Raw genomic sequence first — 19,942 nt, 5'->3', positions numbered from 1 at the left:
ATCACTAATGTATGAAAGGAAAAGATAAGCATGAAAGACATTATGAATTGGTTTAATCCTTTAGGGAAAGAGAGTTCTTTTCTTCCTGATGATCTCATGGATATGGGGAAAATGAATGATTTCGTACAAAAGTCAATTCAGGATGCTTTGACACCAAAAGACCAGCAGAAGACGAAGCAACCGAGCAGTGATTATAAAGTGGTGGAACTGATGAGGGAAGTAGTCGTCACCATCCCCGTTCCTTACGAAGTGGATGTAGAAGAGATAAGGTTGAGTGTTGGAAGTGGGAAGCTGTTTGTAAGCGGGATTTGGGCTGAACGAATGGAGATTGCGCTGCCTGTTCAGACGAGTAGAAGAAATGGGTATGCACAATACCAGAACGGCGCCATTGAAGTTCGTCTACAAAAAAAGAGCTCTGATGAAAAAGAGATTTTTCTGCATTATTGATGGTCTTCTAATTCAATCGGAATGTCCCTGTTTTTCTGGCGTTTAAAAATGGTGACGGTCAACAGACCATCTTTGTAGGCGGTCACGATATCTTCCGCCGTATAGTGGAAGGGGACGGGAATGACACGTTTAAAGCTTCCTTTCATCCGTTCGTTATGGATTAAATCTTCTTCCGCTACAGGGTAATTAGGAGTGATCTCCCCTCTGATTATCATAGAAGTGCCCTCCTGGGTCAGGTAGACCGGGTCACTCTTTGTTAGGCCGGGCAGTTCTATAACAAGGACAGCTTGATCTTCTGTTTCAAAAAAGTCGTAAGAAGGACCGCGCTTTGGAATGACATGATGCATGTCGTTCCAGAAATCTTCTCCTAAAACCTTCTCTACATTTTCCGAAAAAGCCTCCCAATTAATCGGACCATTCTTTTTCTTCATTTCTTTCACCTCACTCTTACAAAGTATGTGGAATCGTGTATGTTCATGACACGACACATAAAAGGCAGGAAAAAACGAATATATGAAAACGCTGTCTATTTGGAGAATTATTTGAAAAATGGTGTTGTATTTGTATTATCCCCGTGTTATGATTTACTCAACTTCATTAATCAATGGATTTTGTGCAAACGTATTCACATCTTAATCAATAGCTCTTTTTATACTCATTGTGGACAAGCTGATGAGTTTTTTAACTACCATTTGCGCAAACGTATGCGCGATGTTTTCACAAGTTGAAAAACTCTTTTCTTAGATGTGGTATGTAAGCGGATTCAATGATTGATAAAAAAATAGGGGTGGATGAGATGAAAAGAAACAAGTTTTATTCTGGGATTGCGACAGCACTGTTAGCGTCTACTGTAGCTCTTTCTGGTTGTTCATTTGGATCCGACGACAGCAGTAGTTCAGACGACAATGCTTCGGGCGATGCCGTTACCGTCGATGTTTTTCAGTTTAAAGTAGAGTTCAAGGACCAGTTTGAAGAGCTTGTCTCCATGTACGAAGAAGAAAACCCGGACGTGAACATCAACGTTAAAACCGTTGGTGGAGGAAACGACTACGGTGCTTCACTGAAGACATCTTTCTCTTCTGGAGAAGAGCCTGACATCTTCAACGTCGGTGGACCGACAGACGTCGATGAGTATGAGCAATACTTAGCAGATCTTTCTGATACAGATGCAGCAAACGCAGCTCTAGAAGGTACACTTTCCGGCGTATCTCGTAATGATCAAGTTTTAGGGCTTCCTTTCAACCAGGAAGGATACGGCCTTCTTTATAACAAGAAAGTTTTTGAAGAAGCAGGAATTAATCCTGAAGAAATCACAACATTTGAAGCTCTAGAGGAAGCTGTTCAAACGTTGGAAGATCAAAAAGGCGATCTTGGAATCGATGCACCTTTCGCCTTCCCGGCTAAAGAGAAGTGGGTCATCGGTAACCACTTAGCCAATGCGTATATTGCAGATGAATTCAACAATGACATCATGGAAGCTTATGAAGCGGATACGATTGAGTTCCAGATGGGTGACCAAATGAAGCGTTTCGTAGACCTTCAAAATGAGTACTCTGTTCAACCGACACTGAGCCTTGACTACTCTCAACAGGTTGAAGAAAACTTCTCCCTTGGTAAAGTGGCGATGATTCAGCAAGGAAACTGGGTTTACAACACAATTGAATCCATGGATCCTGAATTTGCTGAGAACAACGTCGGCCTTCTTCCAATTCCTGTAGAAGGTTACGAAGGAAGCATCCCTGTTGGTGTACCAAACTACTGGGTTGTGAACAAAGAGTCTGAAGATGAAGTTGTACAAGCAAGTAAAGACTTCTTAGATTGGATGTACACATCTGAAAAAGGGAAGCAATTCGTAACAGAAGAATTCAAGTTCATTCCTGCTTACGAAGGTTATGAAGATCAGGAAATTGCAGATCCGATTTCTAAGGAAATCTATGAGTATGCGAACGAAGGCAACACACTTGGATGGGTCTTCCTTGGAGCGCCGACGGGCTGGACTGAGGACGCATTCGGAGTGGCTGTACAAGAATACCTTGCTGGAGACATCAGCTGGGAAGAAGTAGAACAAAGAGCGACTCAAGCTTGGGAAGATGCTCGTCAATAATTAGGTGAATTGGAACCAGTAAGGGCTTGCTGCCCTTACTGGTACTATAAAAGATCCCCTCTATTAGGATATTTAAATAGGTAAGTATGTTAATAGATGGGATGTTTTATCCAATCATATGAGATCGATATCATAACGCGCGGTTCGTGCCGCTTAAAGCATTGGAGGAGTAATACATGCAGAATCGAAGTTTATCTTTCTGGCTGTTCCTGACGCCGGTGATCATGGGTCTTGGTATAGTCGTTGTCATTCCTTTCTTATATGGTCTCTTCTATTCCTTCACGGATTGGAACGGGATTACAGCAAATGCATTCATTGGTTTTGAGAATTACATTAACCTTTTCCAGGAAAGCGAATTCATGGATTCGATCTGGTTCACGGTTAAATTCGCCGTAGTAACCGTCATTCTCTTGAACATCATGGGTCTTGGGCTGGCTCTTCTTGTTACTCGTAACATCAAGTCAGGCAACCTTCTGCGTACCGTCTTCTTTATGCCGAACTTGATCGGTGGTCTGATTTTAGGGTTTATCTGGCAGTTCATTTTCATCAGTGTATTCGGAGATATTGCCGGTCTGACTGGGATTGAAGGATTGAATGGTTGGCTGTCTACGACGAACACTGGTTTCTGGGGCCTTGTCATCCTGACCGCATGGCAGATGGCTGGGTATATCATGATCATTTACATTGCTTACCTTGAAAACATTCCAAAAGAGTTGATTGAAGCAGCGAAGATTGACGGAGCAAGCAGTTTCCAACGCTTCAAAAACATCACATTCCCGCTTGTTGCCCCGGCATTTACGGTTAGTATGTTCTTGACGCTTTCCATGGCCTTCAAGATCTATGACCAGAACTTGTCCCTGACAAACGGCGGACCATTCAACTCGACGCAGATGGTAGCAATGGAAATTGTCCGTACCGCGTTCTCTGATAATCAAATGGCTTACGCTCAGGCTAAAGCCGTTATCTTCTTCTTGATCGTTGCTGTCATAGCATTGACGCAAGTGTATTACAACAAGAAACGGGAGGTTGAGATGTAATGAAAAAGAATAAAGAAAAGCGGAATTTAATTTCCATTGAAATTCTCGGCCTTCTGCTTGGTCTCATCTGGATTGCGCCTTTCTATTTGATGATCGTCAATGCATTCAAAACAAAGCGTGATATCTTTTCTGGTGTTCTAGGGTTCCCTGAAGAAGTCGTATTCTCAAACTTTGTAGAAGCTTTCATTGATTTGGCTTTCTTGAAGTCACTGTTCAACTCGGTTTTGATTACAGGTTTGAGTATCGCGATCATCATCCTGTTCTCTTCCATGGCGGGATATGCACTAGCCAGGAACAAAAGTAAACTCAGCGGCGTCATCTTCTTCATCTTCGTTGCTGCGATGTTGATCCCGTTCCAGTCGGTCATGATTCCACTCGTCTCTATTTTCGGACAGGCGGACATGTTGAACGCTGGTGGATTGATCTTCATGTACCTTGGTTTCGGGTGTAGTTTGTCAATCTTCCTTTATCACGGTGCGATGACAGGGATTTCTAAATCCATGGACGAAGCGGCCATCATCGATGGAGCGAACCGTTTCCAAACGTTCTGGTACATCATTTTCCCATTGTTGAAGCCAATTTCCGTAACCGTGGCGATCTTGAACGTTATTTGGATCTGGAACGACTATCTATTGCCTTCCCTTGTGTTGAGTGAATCCAATGCGACGATTCCATTGAAGATGTTCTACTTCTTCGGTCAATACACGAAACAATGGCACCTGGCACTTGCTGGTCTGACGATTGCCATCCTGCCGGTCATCATCGGATACTTTTTCGCTCAAAAACAAATCATCAATGGCGTATCCGAAGGTGCGGTCAAGTAAGCTTTTCATCCCTTCTAAAAGAGGGGTGTGATCGGACATTCCGATCCATGGAATGGATTTGAATTAGAAAATGAAAGATGAATAGAGGAAAGGAGGCGATGGGCGTGTCTGTCACGATTAAAGATGTGGCCAGAGTTGCGAATGTCGCTCCTTCTACGGTATCGAGAGTCATCTCCGATAGTCCGCGGATCAGCGAACGGACGAAACGGAAAGTGAGAAAAGTGATGGAGGAACTGGGGTATCACATCAATTACAATGGCCGCGTCCTCGTCAGCCAATCGACGCAGACGATTGGCATTGTAACCAAAGTTTCTACCGTCCACTCTTTTGATAACCCCTTTTTCTCAGAACTGCTGAGGGGAATCAGTGATGCATGTCATGAAGAGGATTACAGCATTTATTTGACGACAGGCAACACGGAAGAAGCGATCTTTAAAGAAGTTGTCAAAATGGTGCAGGGCAAGCGGGTCGATGGTGTCATCGTTTTGTATTCCCGTGAAGATGATCAAGTCGTCCCATACTTGCGGGAGTGCAATTTCCCTTTTGTGATGGTTGGAAAACCTGTGAATCGAGCAGGTGAAACGATGTTTGTGGATAATGACAACATCCTCGCAAGTAAAGAAGTGACGGATTATTTGATTCAACTGGGTCATGAGAGAATCGGCTTTATCGGAGGAGACTATCATTTTGAAGTGGCCAGGGACCGTTTAGAAGGATTTCGACAAGCTTTGGCGAATGGTCATTTAGAAGAAGACAAAAATTTACAAAAAAATATCCAATCGGGGTTGGCGGATGCCGATCAAGTGGTGGAGGAACTGCTGCAGGTAAAAGACCCACCGACAGGCCTTGTCATCACCGATGATTATAATGCATTGACCGTCATGAGAGCGTTGTCCTCCAAAGGTTTGAAGCTGCCGGAGGATATGAGCATTGTCGGGTTCAACAATACGATGATTGCTCAACTATCCAATCCCGCACTTACGACAGTGGATACGCAGTCGTTTCAATTGGGCCATGAATCAGCCAGAAGCTTGATCGATTTATTGAACCGGCCGGATATGATCAAAAAAAGCGTGATTATCCCTACAGTCATCGTTGAAAGGGATTCCTGCTACCCAAGAAAAACAATCAAACAAGCAGATTAATTTTTTCTCAGAAAGAAAGCGCTTATTTTTAAAGAAAAGGGGAATGAACATGAACGTACTAGTATGGAATGAAAACCGTCACGAAAAAGAAAACCAGGTCGTTGCTGATATTTATCCAGAGGGCATTCATAGTGCAATCGCGGATTTTCTTGGGGAAGATCATGAGAATGTAAAAACAGCGACATTGGATGAGGAAGAGCATGGTTTGACCGATGAGGTGCTTGCCGAAACGGATGTACTCGTTTGGTGGGGACATAAAGCCCATGATGAAGTGCAGGATGAAATCGCGGAAAAAGTAAAACAGCGCGTACTGGAAGGCATGGGACTTGTCGTTCTCCACTCTGCTCACTTTTCCAAGCCGTTCAAAAAGTTGATGGGCACGTCCTGTGATTTGAAGTGGCGTGAAGCGGATGAAAAGGAACGCATCTGGGTCGTTGATCCAAGTCATCCGATCACCGAAGGCATCGGCGAGTTCATCGAAATTGAAAAAGAGGAAATGTATGGCGAACATTTTGATATTCCAACACCTGAAGAATTGATTTTCGTCAGCTGGTTTGAAGGTGGAGAAGTGTTCCGTAGTGGGGCTACTTTCCGTCGTGGAAGAGGGAAGGTCTTTTATTTCCGTCCGGGACATGAAACGTATCCGACGTATTACAACAAAGAAGTACAAACCGTCATCCGTAATGGGGTGAAATGGGCGAAGAACACAGAAACGCCGACACCTGTGTACGGAAATGCGCAACCTTTAGAAGAAATTTCAACTAAATCATAAAGGAGCTTTTTACTATGACACAATTGAAAATTGCTGTAATTGGATGCGGAAGTATTGCTCAAAACCGTCACCTTCCAGAATACGTAGCGAATGAAAATGTCGAGGTCACGGCTGTATGTGACATTGTTGAAGAACGTGCAAGAGAAGTAGCGCAAGTGCACGGTGCGACTCTTTACACTGATTATGAAGAACTGTTAAAGAAAGAAGAAGTGGACGCGGTGAGCGTGTGCCTGCCGAACTATTTGCATGCACCCGTCTCCATTGCTGCGTTGAATGCCGGTGCTCATGTCCTTTGTGAGAAGCCGATGGCAACCTCTAAAGAAGAAGCGGAAGAAATGATTCAAGCAGCTGAAACGAACGGTAAGAAATTGATGATCGCCCACAACCAGCGTTTCGTTCCTTCACACGTGAAAGCGAAAGAGCTGATTGAAGCAGGCGACATTGGAAAAGTGTACAGCTTCCGTACGGCTTTCGGTCACGGTGGGCCGGAAGGATGGAGTGCAGAAGGAGAAGACAGCTGGTTCTTCAAGAAGGATCAGGCGTTCATCGGTGCCATGGGTGACTTAGGAGTACATAAAGCAGACTTGCTCCGTTACATCCTTGGCGAAGAATTCGTCGATGTGGCAGGTTTTGTCGAGAACAATGCGAAGAAAGACATTACTGTTGATGACAATGCTGTCTGCATTCTACGCTCTCAATCTGGCGTTGTCGGAACGATGGCAGCAAGCTGGGCGTACAATCCGAACGAAGACAATTCGACAGTAATCTATGGGGAAAAAGGAACGCTTCGCCTTGAAGACGATCCCGAATACTCTTTGATTGCGCAATATACGAATGGTGATATCGTCAATTATCAGCTAGGAAAGATTCAATCCAACGAAGAAGGCGGACAAAGCAATTCTCACGTCATCGACCACTTCGTTGACAGCATTGTGAATGATACCGAGCCTCTTATCACCGGAGAAGAAGGTATGAAATCACTGGAAGTCATCCTCGGTGCCATCCGCTCAGGCGAAACGAGACAGATCAGCAGCCTGGAGAAAGTCACCAAATGACACGCTTGAAAATGGGAATCATCGGAGTAGGGGGAATTGCCCAGGGACGGCATATTCCCTCTTTCCTTGATTTAAAAGACAAAGTGGAGCTTACGGCTGTCCAGGATGTGAATGAACAACGAGCGGAAGAAGTAGCCGAAGCCCATCAGATTCCCTACGTTTTCAAAGATTATAAGGATATGTTTGCAAAAGTCGATGCGGTCACGATTTGTACGCCGAACAAGTTCCATGCGGAGATCTCCATCGCCGCCCTTGAATCTGGGGTCCACGTGTTATGTGAGAAACCGATGGCGATTACGACAGAAGAATGCGAAGCGATGATGGAAGCAGCGGAGAAAAATGACCGCCTTTTATCAATCGCTTACCATTACCGCTATACACCGGAAGCGCAGCTGGCAAAAAAAGCGATCCTCAATAATGAAATTGGAGATCCTCTCGTAACGAGAGTACAAGCGATGCGACGCCGGAAGGTTCCAGGTTGGGGTGTGTTTACGAACAAAGATCTGCAAGGCGGCGGCAGTTTGATCGACTTCGGCTGTCATTTGCTCGACCTTGCGCTTTGGTTGCTGGATGATCCAAAACCTGTCGAAGTGATGGGACGTACGTATGACCGTTTAAGCAAAACTCCAGGACAGGTGAACGACTGGGGAGCGTTCGATCATGAATCGTTCAACGTTGATGATCATGTGACGAGTTACATTACGTTTGAAAATGGAGCGTCCTTGCAGTTTGAATGCTCGTGGGCGGCCAACATCAAGGAAGACCATACGTCCCTTTCGATCTCTGGTGTCGACGGTGGCCTCAGTGTTTATCCATTTGAACTTTATCAAGCCAAATACGGCGCGCTGGTTGATAGTACAGCGAAAATCCGTGAAGGCGAACCGACACCTGGTCTCGCTCAGGCAGAAAACTTTATCGACAGCTGTTTAGGAAATGACGAATTAGTCGTGAAGCCGGAACAGGCGTTGAAAGTGACGAAATTGATGGAAGCGATCTATCAAAGCAGCGAAACAGGAACGAGTGTGAAACTATAAACCTAGCAGGAGGAGATTGTTCATGAAATTAGGCGTTTTTACTGTATTATTTTCCGATAAATCCTTTGAAGAAATGTTGGACCATGCAAAAGAAGCAGGCTTGAAAGCGGTCGAAATCGGGACAGGCGGCTACCCTGGCAATGCTCACTGTAACGTAGATGAGCTCCTTGAAAGTGAAGAGAAACGAAACGAGTACTTAAAGAAAGTTCATGACCGTGGGCTTACCATCAGTGCTTTCAGCTGTCACGGCAACCCGGTTTCACCGGATAAAGCCTTCGCTGAAGAATCTCATGAAGCGTTTGTAAAATCAGTGAGACTGGCAAGCTTGATGGATGTGCCTGTTGTAAATACATTCTCCGGGACACCTGGCGGGCACGAAAACGATACGGCCCCGAACTGGCCGGTTACTCCATGGCCACCGGAGTATTCAGATGTGTTAGAATGGCAGTGGAACGAAAAACTGATCCCTTATTGGAAAGAACAAGGGAAGTTTGCCGAAGAACATAACGTAAAAGTCGGTCTTGAACTGCACGCAGGATTCCTTGTCCATACGCCATACACGATGTTGAAGCTGCGTGAAGCGACAAGTGACGCCATCGGGGCGAACCTTGATCCAAGTCACCTTTGGTGGCAGGGCATCGATCCAGTAGCGGCGATCAAGATTTTGGGTAAAGAAAATGCGATCCACCACTTCCATGCGAAAGACACGTACATTGATCAGGATAACGTGAACATGTACGGTCTGACAGACATGCAGAATTATGGAAACGTACAGACACGCGCCTGGAGTTTCCGCTCTGTCGGTTACGGTCACGGAATTGAAGAATGGTCCAACATCATCAGTGCTCTTCGTACGTACGGCTACGATCATGTCGTAAGTATCGAGCACGAAGATCCGATCATGTCGATCAATGAAGGATTCAATCAAGCCGTGAAAAATTTGAAGTCCGTGCTGATTGAAGAACCGGCAACGGAGATGTGGTGGGCTTAATTTGGAAACAGTAAAACCCCTCTGACTTTTGAGGGGTTTTTATATTTACTAAAAATCACAGAAGTGAGGGCGAGCTTCAGCGCCCAGACACTCGCGACATAAGCAAAACGACTGAAGAAAGGTAATCTTCCAACAGACGATTTTTGCTTATGCGCTTGCGTTTTTCTAATTAGGAAGGGGAAGATTATGAAACAGTCATCAGGAATCCGAGGCGGCCTTTATGCCGTCAGTGAGTGGATCAGTAAATTTGCATTAACCAACCTTCAATGGGCGTTGTTCAATTTGCCTGTGGCGCTATTATTGTTGAGCATACTGAACATCGGAGACACAAGAGAATTGTGGTATTTGTTGCCACCGCTTGTCCTTTTGCTGCCTTTCATTTTCTTCCCTGCCACAACCGCCATGTTCGCAAAAGCACGCGATTGGGTGAGGAAGGATCATAAAGAGACAGCTGACCGGTCATACCTCAGCTATTACAAGGAAAATTACAAAAACAGCATGAAGGCTGGAATCGTTCTTACCATTCTGTGGAGTGTGCTTGCCGCTGATCTTTATTATTTTTCTACGACGAGTTCCCTGCTCATGAATCTGTTTCTGATTTTGGGAATTTTACTGTTCGTGTACACGATCAACACGTTCAGTACGCTCGTCCATTTTGATTTAAAAGTCGGAGCGGCGCTGAAAAAAGCGTTTATGCTTACGTTTGTCAGTCCGGTATTGTTTTTGACGGTTGCCATCAGTTCGGGATTCATACTGGCTGTCAGTTTGTACATCTTCCCGCTGATCATCCCAATCTTCACCGGATCCATCATCGCCTTTCTCGCCTTCTCCGCCTATTACAGGCTTTATTTGAAATTAAACAATATGGAAAATACTGTATGACCTGGTCCATTTGGATGAGGTCATCTTTTTTGTATTGCGGTCATTTAAGAAAGCGGTTACAATTTAGGTAGTTATTAGTGATGAGTAGGGTGGAGATGGTATGACCCAGACGGTGAAAATAGGAAAGCTTGCGATGCTGCTCGCTTCTTTGAATGAAACCGAAATGGAGCTTTTTGCTTCCGCATTTGAACAGGTGGATTACTGCCAGGGGAAAGCGGGTTCGATGGAAGTCCAAAAGGTGATTGCGGCAGTCGAAACAGCCGCCAAACGGAATGGAATTATCGCAGAAAACATCTACAGGGAGACACATGCGCTTTATCACGCAATCTTAGAATCTTTGCAGGGCGTGACGCGGGGCCAAATTGGTGTGGGCAATATGATGCGGACCGTTGGACTGCGTTTTGCTGTCGTGCGTGGAAAGCCTTATGACAGATCCGAAGAAGGCGAGTGGATCGCTGTCGCTTTTTACGGAACGATCGGGGCGCCGGTAAAAGGTTTGGAACATGAGACATTTGGACTCGGTATCAATCATATATAAAGAATAGGTGGCCTATAGTCATGAGCGATGAGGGGGCGACAATGGTATTTCGTATGCCATTGTCGCCTCTTTTTGTAGAAAATCCACCAGAATCTTTTCGTGTGAAAGGGGGATTGTGGATGATCGAACTGAATGGAAGAGACTTATCCATCGAACAAATGAAGGAAATATGCTTTGAAAATGCCAAAATCGGCTTATCAAAAACGAGCCTGATCGATGTGCGGGCAAGCAGAGAAACCGTCGAAGAAATCGTGACGAGAGGGCACTCGGTGTACGGCATCAACACAGGGTTCGGAAAATTGAGTGATGTCCGAATTGCTGCGGAAGACGTCGACAGCCTGCAGCACCATCTGATTCGTTCGCATGCGTGCGGAGTGGGGGAACCTTTTCCTGAAAAAGTGAGCCGTGCCATGATGGTTCTCCGGTTGAATGCTCTCATGAAAGGCTATTCGGGCGTCCGGGAAGTACTTGTTCAGAGGTTGTGCGATCTTGTTAATTCGAACGTCCACCCGGTCATTCCGTCACAAGGATCACTCGGGGCTTCCGGGGACTTAGCTCCGCTTGCCCATTTGGCGCTCGTCCTGATGGGGGAAGGGGAAGTTTTTTACGAAGGTGATCGACATCCAACGAAGGATATTTTGCAGAGGCTATCATTGAATCCATTATCGTTAAAGGCAAAAGAAGGGCTTGCGCTCATTAATGGGACACAGGCGATGACGGCGGTCGGAGTGATCAGTTACATCGAAGCGGAGCGGCTGGCTTTGCAATGTGACTGGGTGGCTAGCCTGACGTTGCAGGCGCTGGAGGGCATTCGTGATGCTTTTCATCCGAGTATCCATGAAGCGCGTGGCTATCCGGAGCAAATGGCGGTGGCTGAGCGGATGCGGCATCTAATTAACGGCAGCCATCTCGTCACTTTTCAAGGGGAAAAAAGGGTGCAGGACGCTTATTCCTTACGATGTATTCCACAAGTGCACGGTGCCACGTGGCAGACGCTGCATTACGTACGCGAAAAATTGACGATTGAAATGAATGCAGCTACAGACAATCCGCTGCTTTTGGAAGGTGGAAAAGTAGTTGTGTCCGGTGGAAACTTCCACGGCCAGCCGATCGCTTTTGCCATGGACTTTTTAAAAATAGCGATCAGTGAACTGGCTAATATTTCTGAGCGCCGGATCGAACGGCTCGTCAACCCGCAGTTGAACGACTTCCCCCCGTTTCTCAGTGCCAATCCGGGTTTGGAGTCAGGATTGATGATTGTTCAGTACGTCGCTGCTTCGTTAGTTTCTGAAAATAAAACGCTCGCCCATCCGGCAAGTGTCGACTCGATTCCATCGTCTGCGAATCAGGAAGATCATGTGAGTATGGGTACAACGGCAGCCCGGCATGCGGCCATGGTCAACGACAACGCGGCAAAAGTTGTAGCGATTGAATTGATCTGTAGTCTGCAGGCGCTTGAGCTCAGGGGGATCGAGCGGGCATCGCTACTTGCCCAGGATCTTTGGAAATCTGCAAGAAGTGTCGTGCCGAAAGTGACGCAGGACCGGGTGTTTTCTAAGGATATTGAAAATGCAGAGAAATGGTTGAAGGAGAGTGCTTTTGATTGGAGAAAATGGCGATCTGTCCATGAAGGAGGAGAAACATATGTCGACAACTCGTAAGGTGAAAGCCAAAACTGGCGTGCAGTTGGAATGTAAAGGATGGGAGCAGGAGGCGGTCTTAAGGATGCTCTGCAACAACCTTGATCCGGAGGTTGCAGAGATGCCGGAAGAACTCGTCGTCTATGGCGGCATTGGAAAAGCGGCACGGAACTGGGAAGCATTTGATGTGATCGTTGCAACGCTGAAGCGTCTGGAAAAGGATGAAACGATGCTCGTCCAGTCCGGGAAGCCTGTGGGTGTCTTTAAAACGCATGAAAACGCGCCGAGGGTGCTGCTTTCAAATTCCGTACTGGTCCCGAAGTGGGCGAATTGGCAGCATTTCCATGAGCTTGATCAAAAAGGGCTGATGATGTACGGCCAAATGACCGCAGGGAGCTGGATCTATATTGGGTCCCAGGGCATTTTGCAAGGGACGTATGAAACGTTCGCATCCCTTGCTGAAAAACATTTCGGAGGCTCTTTGAAAGGAACAATTACATTGACGGCAGGCCTTGGCGGTATGGGAGGGGCTCAACCGCTTGCGGTCACGATGAACGGTGGAGTCGTCATTGCGGTGGAAGTGGACTCTGAGCGGATTTCAAAGCGCCTTCAGTCCGGCTACTGTGATGTGAGCACAGAGTCAATGGACGAGGCGGTTTTATGGGCAAAAGAAGCCAAGGCGAATGGAGAGGCTCTTTCAATCGCTCTGTTAGGAAACGCGGCAGAAATGCATGAACGACTTTTACAAAATGGGGTGGAGATCGATATTGTTACAGACCAAACGTCTGCTCATGACCCACTGAATGGCTATGTACCTGTTGGTTATTCGCTGCAAGAAGCGGAGTCCTTGAGGAAGAAGAATCCGAATGAATACGTCCGCCTTTCATCAAAATCCATGGCCAAACATGTAGAAATCATGCTTCAGTTCCAGAGGAAAGGCAGCATCGTTTTTGATTACGGCAACAATATCCGCCAGGTCGCATTTGAAGAGGGCGTAAAGGATGCCTTCGATTTTCCTGGCTTCGTGCCCGCCTACATCCGGCCGTTGTTTTGTGAAGGGAAAGGGCCGTTTCGATGGGCGGCTTTGTCAGGAGATCCCAAAGATATTTATCGTACCGACCAGCTGATCAGAGAGCTTTTTCCTGAAAATGAGAAGCTGTTGAGATGGATAGATATGGCGCAGGAAAAAGTCCAATTTCAAGGACTTCCATCAAGGATATGCTGGCTCGGATACGGGGAGCGGAAGAAGATGGGGATGGCAATCAATGAGCTTGTGAGAAAAGGAGAATTGAGTGCGCCCGTGGTGATCGGACGGGATCATTTGGATTGTGGATCGGTCGCCTCACCAAACAGAGAAACGGAATCGATGATGGATGGCAGTGATGCGGTCGGTGACTGGGCTGTACTGAACGCGCTCATTAATACAGCGGCCGGCGGATCATGGATTTCGTTCCATCATGGCGGTGGTGTCGGAATGGGCTACTCCCTACATGCAGGAATGGTCGTTGTAGCTGATGGTACAGACCTCGCCGAAGAAAGGTTGGAACGTGTCCTGACGACTGACCCTGGCATGGGCATTCTTCGTCATGCCGATGCTGGTTACGATAGAGCGATGGAAGAAGCGGATAAACATAAGATTGATATTCCGATGAAGAGGAGGGGACAGTGATGTACGATACGCTGATTGAAAATATTGGGCAGTTGGTTTTACCCGCCGAAGGTCCGTTAAAAGGAGATGCCATGAAACAGTTGGACGTGAAGGGAAACATGGCCATCGCTTTTGAAGGTGGCAATGTCGCCTGGATCGGCACAAACGAAGAAGCGCAGAAACTGAAAGCCAGCGAGCGTATTGATGCGATGGAAAAAACCGTAACACCTGGTCTCGTTGATCCGCACACCCATCTCGTCTTCGGAGGATCGCGGGAAAATGAGCTGGCATTGAAACAGGCGGGGGTCCCTTATTTGGAGATTTTGCAGCAAGGAGGCGGGATTTTATCCACCGTGGAAGCGACGCGGGCAGAGAGTGAGACAAGGCTTTATGAAAAAGCAAAACAGACGTTGGAGCAGATAGCGGCCCACGGGGTGACGACACTTGAAGCCAAAAGCGGCTATGGACTGGAGAGGGAAGCGGAGTTGAAACAGCTGCGTGTCGTCAAACGATTGAACGAAGAAAGCCTGCTTGATTTAGTTTCTACTTTTCTAGGTCCTCATGCGATCCCACCGGAGTACAAAGGGAAGGAAGAAGCATTTCTTGATGAAATGATCCACCTGCTTCCTGAAATCAGTGAGGAAGGGTTGGCGGAGTTCACGGATATTTTCTGTGAAACGGGTGTCTTTACCATTGAGCAGTCCCGTCGTTTCATGAAAGCTTCTCAGGAACTTGGATTTCAAACGAAGATTCATGCCGATGAAATCGATCCGCTCGGAGGAACAGAACTTGCCGTATCTATGGCAGCGGCATCAGCCGATCATCTAGTTGCAGCTTCTGATGAGGGAATCGATAGCCTTGCTGATGGCGACACGGTCGCTGTGCTGCTTCCGGGAACAACCTTTTACTTAGGAAAAGACCATTACGCGAATGCTAGAAAAATGATTGACAGCGGAGCGGCCGTCGCCCTGGCCACTGATTTCAATCCGGGCAGTTGTGTGACCTACAACCTGCAGATGGTTATGTCGCTTGCCGCATTGAAAATGAGAATGACCCCGGAGGAGATATGGAATAGTGTCACGGTCAATGCCGCCCATGCGATTGGTAGAGGAGATGTTGCCGGATGTTTGTGTGTGGGGAGAAAAGCGGATGTTGTTTTGTGGGACGTTCCGAATTATAAATACATCCCGTATCACTATGCGGCGAACCATGCCAAGGCTGTATGGAAGAGTGGAAGAAAGGTGTGGGAGAGGAGGGGCGCCCGTGTCTTTTCAGTACCTCAACCCGGGCAGGGATGCTAGATTCAAAGATCGTCATACGACGAAAGTTGATGAAACGGTTTCGGATTACGAGCCTGGGAAAACCGGGGATATAGGGCTTATCGGCCTGCCTTTATCTAAAACTTCTATTTCATTGTCAGGCGCATCGGAAGCCCCTGGGTCCATTAGAAGGGCGCTCGGGGCTTACAGTACCTATTCAGGGGAGAAAGACAAAAGTTATGAAAATGTACATTTATTGGATTTTGGGGACGTCCCGGTACATCCAACGGATAATGAAGAAACACGGAAGCGGTTGAAGACGAGTGTGAAAGAAATGATCGACACCGAAGCTTGTTCTAAATACATCATGCTTGGCGGGGATCATGGGGTGAGTTTCCCTAGTATTTCAGCCTTTCACGGGAAATACGGGAGAATTGGAGTCATCCAATGGGATGCTCACCATGATCTGCGAAATGTCGAGGATGGCGGACGGACAAACGGAACCCCCTTTCGTAGTTTGATTGAAGAAGGAGTCATCCGCGGCGAAGATCTCGTCCAAATCGGCATCCGTGACTTCTCCAATGCCAAAGCCTACGCCGACTATGCCAGAGAACACCACATCCACACCTACACCATGGCCGACGTGGAAGAGAAGGGTATCCATAATCTAACAGACCAGGTCATACAGATATTGGAAAGTAAGTGCGACATCATTTATTTGTCTGTTGATATGGATGCGGTTGATCAGGCGTATGCCCCTGGGTGTCCGGCCATTGGGCCGGGAGGATTGACGGCGAGAGAGTTGCTGAATAGTGTATCTATTGCTTCCCGCCACCCTTTGGTCAAAGGGATGGACATTGTAGAAGTCGACCCTACCAAAGACTTCAGAGATATGACAAGCAGGCTTGCCGCCCATGTTATGATGCGGTACATGTATGTGTGATATGGAAATAACTGTTAGACCTGGTCATCCATTTCATGGATGACCAGGTCTAACAGTATTTGTAAGAAACCATATACAAGCGATGATCCTTATGGTATTTTTAGTTTATTCTTGGGATTGGTTTTAGTTTTAGAGATGGGAGAATGAGAGACTAGCAATGAGAGAAGTTATTTTATTGTTGGCTGATGTGGTCAATGTTTGGCATGACGTCATTATGAAATTCACGGAGATGATGGGGTGGAATTTATCTGATAAGGATCTCCACTTCTGGGTTATTGGGATTCTTGGAATCATCGGCCTTATTTTCGTAGATATTCTTTTCCATGCCTTAGCAAAATGGAGCATAACGGCCATTTCGTTTTTATTTACTTTTGCAATGGTGCTTGTCTTTGTTTTTGCGGTTGAGATTCAGCAGAAAATCACCGGTAGTGGAAACATGGAGTTTGCTGATGCCGTTGTAAGCATACTGGGGTTCTTTTTGTTTTGCGGCATCTATTTTGTTTTCATTGGAATCATACGAGCCATAAAAAAATATAAAGCAAATAAAAAGGAAGACCAGGATGCCGCTTAAGCCGGACGACCTGTCTTCAAAAGAAAAGCCCCCTTCTCAACCGAGAAGGGGGCTTCGTATTATTCTGAACCAAAATTAACAATCATGTCATGCGTTTTTTGAATTTCTTCTTCCGGCATGTCAATCAAATACATGCCATTTGCCCGGAAGTTTTCTCCCTCCATTTGATAGGTGGCCGAATTTTTACGGGCACTGCTGTAATTGGTAACGAGCCTGCGCATATCTGCGAACTGCATGTTTGTACTCACATTGTCTCCGAGTACCTCCATGACGTCACCAACTTTGTTTACAGCGTCAAGACGCGCGCCTTTATCGATGATTCCCTGGATAACCTGACGTTGTCGTTCATTACGTCCTAAGTCTCCGTTCGGATCATTCTTACGCATGCGTACGAAAGCAAGCGCTTCACGTCCGTCCAGGTTAATTTCGCCTTCTTTGAAACTAAAATTACCTGAAGTAAACGCACGGTCGTTATTTACTGTGATTCCATTCACCGCATCGACAACTTGAGATAAACCTTCCATATTAACCCGGATGTAATAATCCAATTCAATATCAAGGAAGTTCTCAACTGTGTTTACGGCCATGTCGCTACCCCCGTAGGCGTAGGCATGGTTGATTCTTGTCTTACGACCGTCGCCGGCAATTTCTGCGTACGTATCCCTTGGAATACTGACCATCTGCATTTGGTCATTGTTCGGGTCAAGCGTCATGACAATCATCGTATCAGAACGACCGACATCATTCTCCCGTTCATCTACCCCGAGAAGGAGAATGTTCAACGGTTCCTTATTATCTACTTTTTCTTTGGTTTGCTTGGTATCGATGGACGTGACATCTTCGTGTAAATCCTGGTTCACTGTCGTACGAACTTCGTTATAGATGGTATATAAATAAACGCCTCCGATTAAAAATATGAGTGCTACTACAAATAGGAGGACTTTCCAACGTCTGCGTTTACGTCTTTTCTTTCTCTTAAGCTCCCTGCGTTCCATTCACCCACCTCTTTCTATAAACTACTATCCTATTATACGATTTTTGTAGATACATGTAAAAACTCTCCTAAAAAAAGAGGGACACATGGAGTGGAATTGTAAATGATTGGTGTACCAGGTCATCCAGAATATGGATGACCTGGTACGTTATTTTCTGGAAGGTGTGGTACGAGGAAGAGGTTCGGCATATAGTGGTATAAGCTATTCTTTTGGAGGAATGTAAATTGAGAAAGTGGTTGGGGCTGTTGCTCGTTTTGGGTCTTTTAGTGGGATGTGCACAGAATGCGACACAGAGGTCGATCCAACAGTTTACATCCTCTACGGAGAATGAACTGCACTTTGTTTATTTTTATGATGAAGAGCCGCCGGACAAAAAAATCCGTTCGCAATTGAACGGAATGAAGGTGTATCTGGCTCGGAAAAACGTCATCGCCACCATCAGCTATCAAAAAATCGAGGGCGAAAAAAATTATGGGGAACTCCTCAATGTGAAAGATAAGCAGATTCTCGTGTTTGATTACAAAGGGATCCGGTACAATGCAAGGAACATCCACGTGTTAGAGGGAATGGTCCTGCAGATGCAAATGAACCCATAAAAAAAGAGCCAGTCGACAGTTTCACACTGCCGGTTGGCTTTTTCTTATCTCGAGAAAAATTCTTCTAATATTAATACGCAGGCCCCGATCGCTGAGGCGTGCTCTTCTAATTTGGATAAAACGATATGCGTTTCCTTCGCTTTACTTGTCAGCCCCCGGGAATGGATCGTTTCTTTGATTCCATCCATCAGGAAGTCCCCGGCTTTCGAAACGCCCCCACCGATAATAATCCGTTTCGGGTTCAAGGTATGAATTAAATTGGTCAAGCCGATTCCGAGAAACCGGCCCGTCTGATTCAAAAGTTCAATGCTGAACTCGTCCCCTTCGCAGGCCGCTTCATACACAAGCTTCCCGTCCACCTTTTCAAAATCATGATCCACAAGGTCACGAATCATGGATGGCTTCCCTGTTTTCAATTCTTTGCGCGCTCTTTCTGCAATGGCTGGACCGGCAGCAAGCGTCTGTAGACACCCGTAATTCCCACACGTACATTTCGGTCCGGAAAGGTCGATCGTAATGTGACCGATTTCTCCTGCGATATTGTTTTCTCCATGAAAAAGTTGTCCTTTGATCATCATCCCTGCGCCGATTCCATTCCCGACGTTGACACCGACCATGTTATCCGCATCGTTTCCGTTGCCGAACCAATACTCCCCAAGAGTCATTGCCTTCGCGTCGTTCTCCACTTTGACAATCATATCAAACTCGTTTTCTAGCTCTGCTTTGATCGGGATATCGTAGAGCTGGAAGGATGGAGCGAAACGAGAGACTCCTTCAATCGGATCTACAATCCCGTGCATCCCGATGCCGATTCCGAGAAATTTGTTTGGATCGCATTTACCTGATGTGAAGAATTCGCGAATGCCGCTTTTCATTGTTTCTAAAATATCCTCTTTCGAAGGATAAGAAGGGATCTCTTTTTTCGAGGCATCCTTCAGTTCCCCATATAAATTCGTAACGACAAAGTTCATATGGAAGGTTCCAACATCGACGCCGATAATGTAAAAGTGATCCGCGTTAATTTCAAGTAATGTAGGTTTACGCCCGCCCTTAGACTGCCCCTGGGTGGTTTCAATGACAAATTGGGTTTGGATAAGTTCTTTAACAATATTGCTCACGGTTGGCGGAGTCAATCTCGACTGCTTCGCGATATCCGCACGGGAGATCGGGCCATGCTCACGGATCATATTCAAAATAATGGAGCGATTCATCGATTTCATCAACTGAAAACTGCCTCTGGTATAGTGCGTGCTCATACGATTCCTCCAACTATGGTGTACTGCTTCCATTTTACCATAAAATGATACTTATTAAATTTATTTTACTAAGTTCCTGACGTAAACACCGCCCGTACGGCATCTATTATAGAACAGTTCTCTTCCTAAAAGAGTTAATTTTGAAAAAACTCTTTTCTTTTGTATGGTTCTGTGCTACCTTATAACTAGTTAGTTAATTTATTTT

At 46.1% G+C, this 19,942-nt stretch carries 20 protein-coding genes; 17 read left to right on the top strand and 3 right to left on the bottom strand.

Annotated features, from left to right (window positions below; genetic code table 11):
• The first annotated feature begins 30 nt into the window (after positions 1 to 30).
• Positions 31 to 447 (top strand): Hsp20/alpha crystallin family protein, encoded by a 417-nt coding sequence (locus tag K2225_RS09025; RefSeq protein WP_220584443.1) that lies wholly within the window; start codon positions 31 to 33, stop codon positions 445 to 447.
• Here K2225_RS09025 and K2225_RS09020 read toward each other — a convergent pair.
• The gene (locus K2225_RS09020) at positions 441 to 878 is read right to left on the bottom strand and encodes an Hsp20/alpha crystallin family protein (RefSeq protein WP_220584442.1); all 438 of its coding nucleotides are present in this window, start codon (positions 876 to 878) and stop codon (positions 441 to 443) included. The genes K2225_RS09025 and K2225_RS09020 overlap by 7 nt on opposite strands.
• 365 nt (positions 879 to 1,243) lie before the next feature.
• Between K2225_RS09020 and K2225_RS09015 the strand changes: the two genes are divergently transcribed.
• The 15 genes from K2225_RS09015 (at position 1,244) to K2225_RS08945 (ending at position 16,890) form a co-directional block, all read left to right on the top strand.
• Positions 1,244 to 2,551, top strand: coding sequence for an ABC transporter substrate-binding protein (locus tag K2225_RS09015; RefSeq protein ID WP_220584441.1), 1,308 nt, complete (start codon positions 1,244 to 1,246; stop codon positions 2,549 to 2,551).
• A 176-nt stretch (positions 2,552 to 2,727) separates the two neighbouring features.
• Complete coding sequence (locus K2225_RS09010) at positions 2,728 to 3,588, top strand: carbohydrate ABC transporter permease (RefSeq protein WP_089652024.1); 861 nt, start codon at positions 2,728 to 2,730, stop codon at positions 3,586 to 3,588.
• The gene (locus K2225_RS09005) at positions 3,588 to 4,412 is read left to right on the top strand and encodes a carbohydrate ABC transporter permease (RefSeq protein WP_220584440.1); all 825 of its coding nucleotides are present in this window, start codon (positions 3,588 to 3,590) and stop codon (positions 4,410 to 4,412) included. The genes K2225_RS09010 and K2225_RS09005 overlap by 1 nt, the downstream gene beginning before the upstream one ends.
• Before the next feature lie 104 nt (positions 4,413 to 4,516).
• Entirely contained in the window at positions 4,517 to 5,557 is a 1,041-nt protein-coding gene (locus K2225_RS09000) for a LacI family DNA-binding transcriptional regulator (protein WP_220584439.1), read from the top strand.
• Positions 5,558 to 5,606: 49 nt separating this feature from the next.
• The gene (locus K2225_RS08995) at positions 5,607 to 6,329 is read left to right on the top strand and encodes a ThuA domain-containing protein (protein ID WP_220584438.1); all 723 of its coding nucleotides are present in this window, start codon (positions 5,607 to 5,609) and stop codon (positions 6,327 to 6,329) included.
• A gap of 14 nt (positions 6,330 to 6,343) precedes the next feature.
• Positions 6,344 to 7,384 carry a Gfo/Idh/MocA family protein gene (locus K2225_RS08990; RefSeq protein ID WP_220584437.1) on the top strand — a complete coding sequence of 347 codons (1,041 nt, stop codon included), beginning with the start codon at positions 6,344 to 6,346 and terminating at the stop codon, positions 7,382 to 7,384.
• The gene (locus tag K2225_RS08985; RefSeq protein WP_220584436.1) at positions 7,381 to 8,418 is read left to right on the top strand and encodes a Gfo/Idh/MocA family protein; all 1,038 of its coding nucleotides are present in this window, start codon (positions 7,381 to 7,383) and stop codon (positions 8,416 to 8,418) included. Before K2225_RS08990 ends, K2225_RS08985 begins: the two co-directional genes overlap by 4 nt.
• A 22-nt stretch (positions 8,419 to 8,440) precedes the next feature.
• Complete coding sequence (locus K2225_RS08980) at positions 8,441 to 9,409, top strand: sugar phosphate isomerase/epimerase family protein (protein WP_089652018.1); 969 nt, start codon at positions 8,441 to 8,443, stop codon at positions 9,407 to 9,409.
• 186 nt (positions 9,410 to 9,595) lie between these two features.
• Positions 9,596 to 10,291, top strand: coding sequence for a YesL family protein (locus tag K2225_RS08975; RefSeq protein WP_220584435.1), 696 nt, complete (start codon positions 9,596 to 9,598; stop codon positions 10,289 to 10,291).
• A gap of 100 nt (positions 10,292 to 10,391) precedes the next feature.
• Positions 10,392 to 10,829, top strand: coding sequence for a histidine utilization transcription antiterminator HutP (gene hutP, locus K2225_RS08970; RefSeq protein WP_220584434.1), 438 nt, complete (start codon positions 10,392 to 10,394; stop codon positions 10,827 to 10,829).
• Positions 10,830 to 10,948: 119 nt separating this feature from the next.
• Entirely contained in the window at positions 10,949 to 12,490 is a 1,542-nt protein-coding gene (gene hutH / locus K2225_RS08965; protein ID WP_220584433.1) for a histidine ammonia-lyase, read from the top strand.
• Positions 12,474 to 14,138: a urocanate hydratase gene (hutU, locus tag K2225_RS08960; RefSeq protein WP_220584432.1), complete on the top strand. Its 1,665-nt coding sequence runs from the start codon at positions 12,474 to 12,476 to the stop codon at positions 14,136 to 14,138. The genes hutH and hutU overlap by 17 nt, the downstream gene beginning before the upstream one ends.
• Positions 14,138 to 15,418 (top strand): imidazolonepropionase, encoded by a 1,281-nt coding sequence (gene hutI / locus K2225_RS08955; RefSeq protein ID WP_220584431.1) that lies wholly within the window; start codon positions 14,138 to 14,140, stop codon positions 15,416 to 15,418. The genes hutU and hutI overlap by 1 nt, the downstream gene beginning before the upstream one ends.
• Positions 15,381 to 16,319, top strand: a complete 939-nt coding sequence (gene hutG, locus K2225_RS08950; protein ID WP_370632731.1) for a formimidoylglutamase — start codon at positions 15,381 to 15,383, stop codon at positions 16,317 to 16,319. The genes hutI and hutG overlap by 38 nt, the downstream gene beginning before the upstream one ends.
• 157 nt (positions 16,320 to 16,476) lie before the next feature.
• Positions 16,477 to 16,890 (top strand): hypothetical protein, encoded by a 414-nt coding sequence (locus K2225_RS08945; protein WP_220584429.1) that lies wholly within the window; start codon positions 16,477 to 16,479, stop codon positions 16,888 to 16,890.
• 59 nt (positions 16,891 to 16,949) lie between these two features.
• On the opposite strand, the gene K2225_RS08940 is transcribed toward K2225_RS08945, so the two are convergent.
• Complete coding sequence (locus K2225_RS08940; RefSeq protein WP_220584428.1) at positions 16,950 to 17,885, bottom strand: LCP family glycopolymer transferase; 936 nt, start codon at positions 17,883 to 17,885, stop codon at positions 16,950 to 16,952.
• A 224-nt stretch (positions 17,886 to 18,109) separates the two neighbouring features.
• Between K2225_RS08940 and K2225_RS08935 the strand changes: the two genes are divergently transcribed.
• Positions 18,110 to 18,481, top strand: coding sequence for a hypothetical protein (locus tag K2225_RS08935; RefSeq protein ID WP_220584427.1), 372 nt, complete (start codon positions 18,110 to 18,112; stop codon positions 18,479 to 18,481).
• A 44-nt stretch (positions 18,482 to 18,525) separates the two neighbouring features.
• On the opposite strand, the gene K2225_RS08930 is transcribed toward K2225_RS08935, so the two are convergent.
• Positions 18,526 to 19,737: an ROK family transcriptional regulator gene (locus tag K2225_RS08930; protein WP_220584426.1), complete on the bottom strand. Its 1,212-nt coding sequence runs from the start codon at positions 19,735 to 19,737 to the stop codon at positions 18,526 to 18,528.
• Between the last annotated feature and the right edge of the window lie 205 nt (positions 19,738 to 19,942).

Origin of the sequence: Halobacillus sp. Nhm2S1 (genome assembly GCF_019599545.1) — a bacterium.
GTDB lineage: Bacteria > Bacillota > Bacilli > Bacillales > Halobacillaceae > Halobacillus.
The sequence above is the reverse complement of the archived record's forward strand: the minus strand, read 5'-3'. Positions and strand labels throughout refer to the sequence as shown.

What these genes read in the sequence shown, in the direction of transcription:
- K2225_RS09025 (WP_220584443.1), top strand. Translation starts at nt 31, where the DNA reads ATGAAAGACATTATGAATTGGTTTAATCCTTTAGGGAAAGAGAGTTCT.
- K2225_RS09020 (WP_220584442.1), bottom strand. Translation starts at nt 878, where the DNA reads ATGAAGAAAAAGAATGGTCCGATTAATTGGGAGGCTTTTTCGGAAAAT.
- K2225_RS09015 (WP_220584441.1), top strand. Translation starts at nt 1,244, where the DNA reads ATGAAAAGAAACAAGTTTTATTCTGGGATTGCGACAGCACTGTTAGCG.
- K2225_RS09010 (WP_089652024.1), top strand. Translation starts at nt 2,728, where the DNA reads ATGCAGAATCGAAGTTTATCTTTCTGGCTGTTCCTGACGCCGGTGATC.
- K2225_RS09005 (WP_220584440.1), top strand. Translation starts at nt 3,588, where the DNA reads ATGAAAAAGAATAAAGAAAAGCGGAATTTAATTTCCATTGAAATTCTC.
- K2225_RS08995 (WP_220584438.1), top strand. Translation starts at nt 5,607, where the DNA reads ATGAACGTACTAGTATGGAATGAAAACCGTCACGAAAAAGAAAACCAG.
- K2225_RS08990 (WP_220584437.1), top strand. Translation starts at nt 6,344, where the DNA reads ATGACACAATTGAAAATTGCTGTAATTGGATGCGGAAGTATTGCTCAA.
- K2225_RS08985 (WP_220584436.1), top strand. Translation starts at nt 7,381, where the DNA reads ATGACACGCTTGAAAATGGGAATCATCGGAGTAGGGGGAATTGCCCAG.
- K2225_RS08980 (WP_089652018.1), top strand. Translation starts at nt 8,441, where the DNA reads ATGAAATTAGGCGTTTTTACTGTATTATTTTCCGATAAATCCTTTGAA.
- K2225_RS08975 (WP_220584435.1), top strand. Translation starts at nt 9,596, where the DNA reads ATGAAACAGTCATCAGGAATCCGAGGCGGCCTTTATGCCGTCAGTGAG.
- hutP (WP_220584434.1), top strand. Translation starts at nt 10,392, where the DNA reads ATGACCCAGACGGTGAAAATAGGAAAGCTTGCGATGCTGCTCGCTTCT.
- hutH (WP_220584433.1), top strand. Translation starts at nt 10,949, where the DNA reads ATGATCGAACTGAATGGAAGAGACTTATCCATCGAACAAATGAAGGAA.
- hutU (WP_220584432.1), top strand. Translation starts at nt 12,474, where the DNA reads ATGTCGACAACTCGTAAGGTGAAAGCCAAAACTGGCGTGCAGTTGGAA.
- hutI (WP_220584431.1), top strand. Translation starts at nt 14,138, where the DNA reads ATGTACGATACGCTGATTGAAAATATTGGGCAGTTGGTTTTACCCGCC.
- K2225_RS08945 (WP_220584429.1), top strand. Translation starts at nt 16,477, where the DNA reads ATGAGAGAAGTTATTTTATTGTTGGCTGATGTGGTCAATGTTTGGCAT.
- K2225_RS08940 (WP_220584428.1), bottom strand. Translation starts at nt 17,885, where the DNA reads ATGGAACGCAGGGAGCTTAAGAGAAAGAAAAGACGTAAACGCAGACGT.
- K2225_RS08930 (WP_220584426.1), bottom strand. Translation starts at nt 19,737, where the DNA reads ATGAGCACGCACTATACCAGAGGCAGTTTTCAGTTGATGAAATCGATG.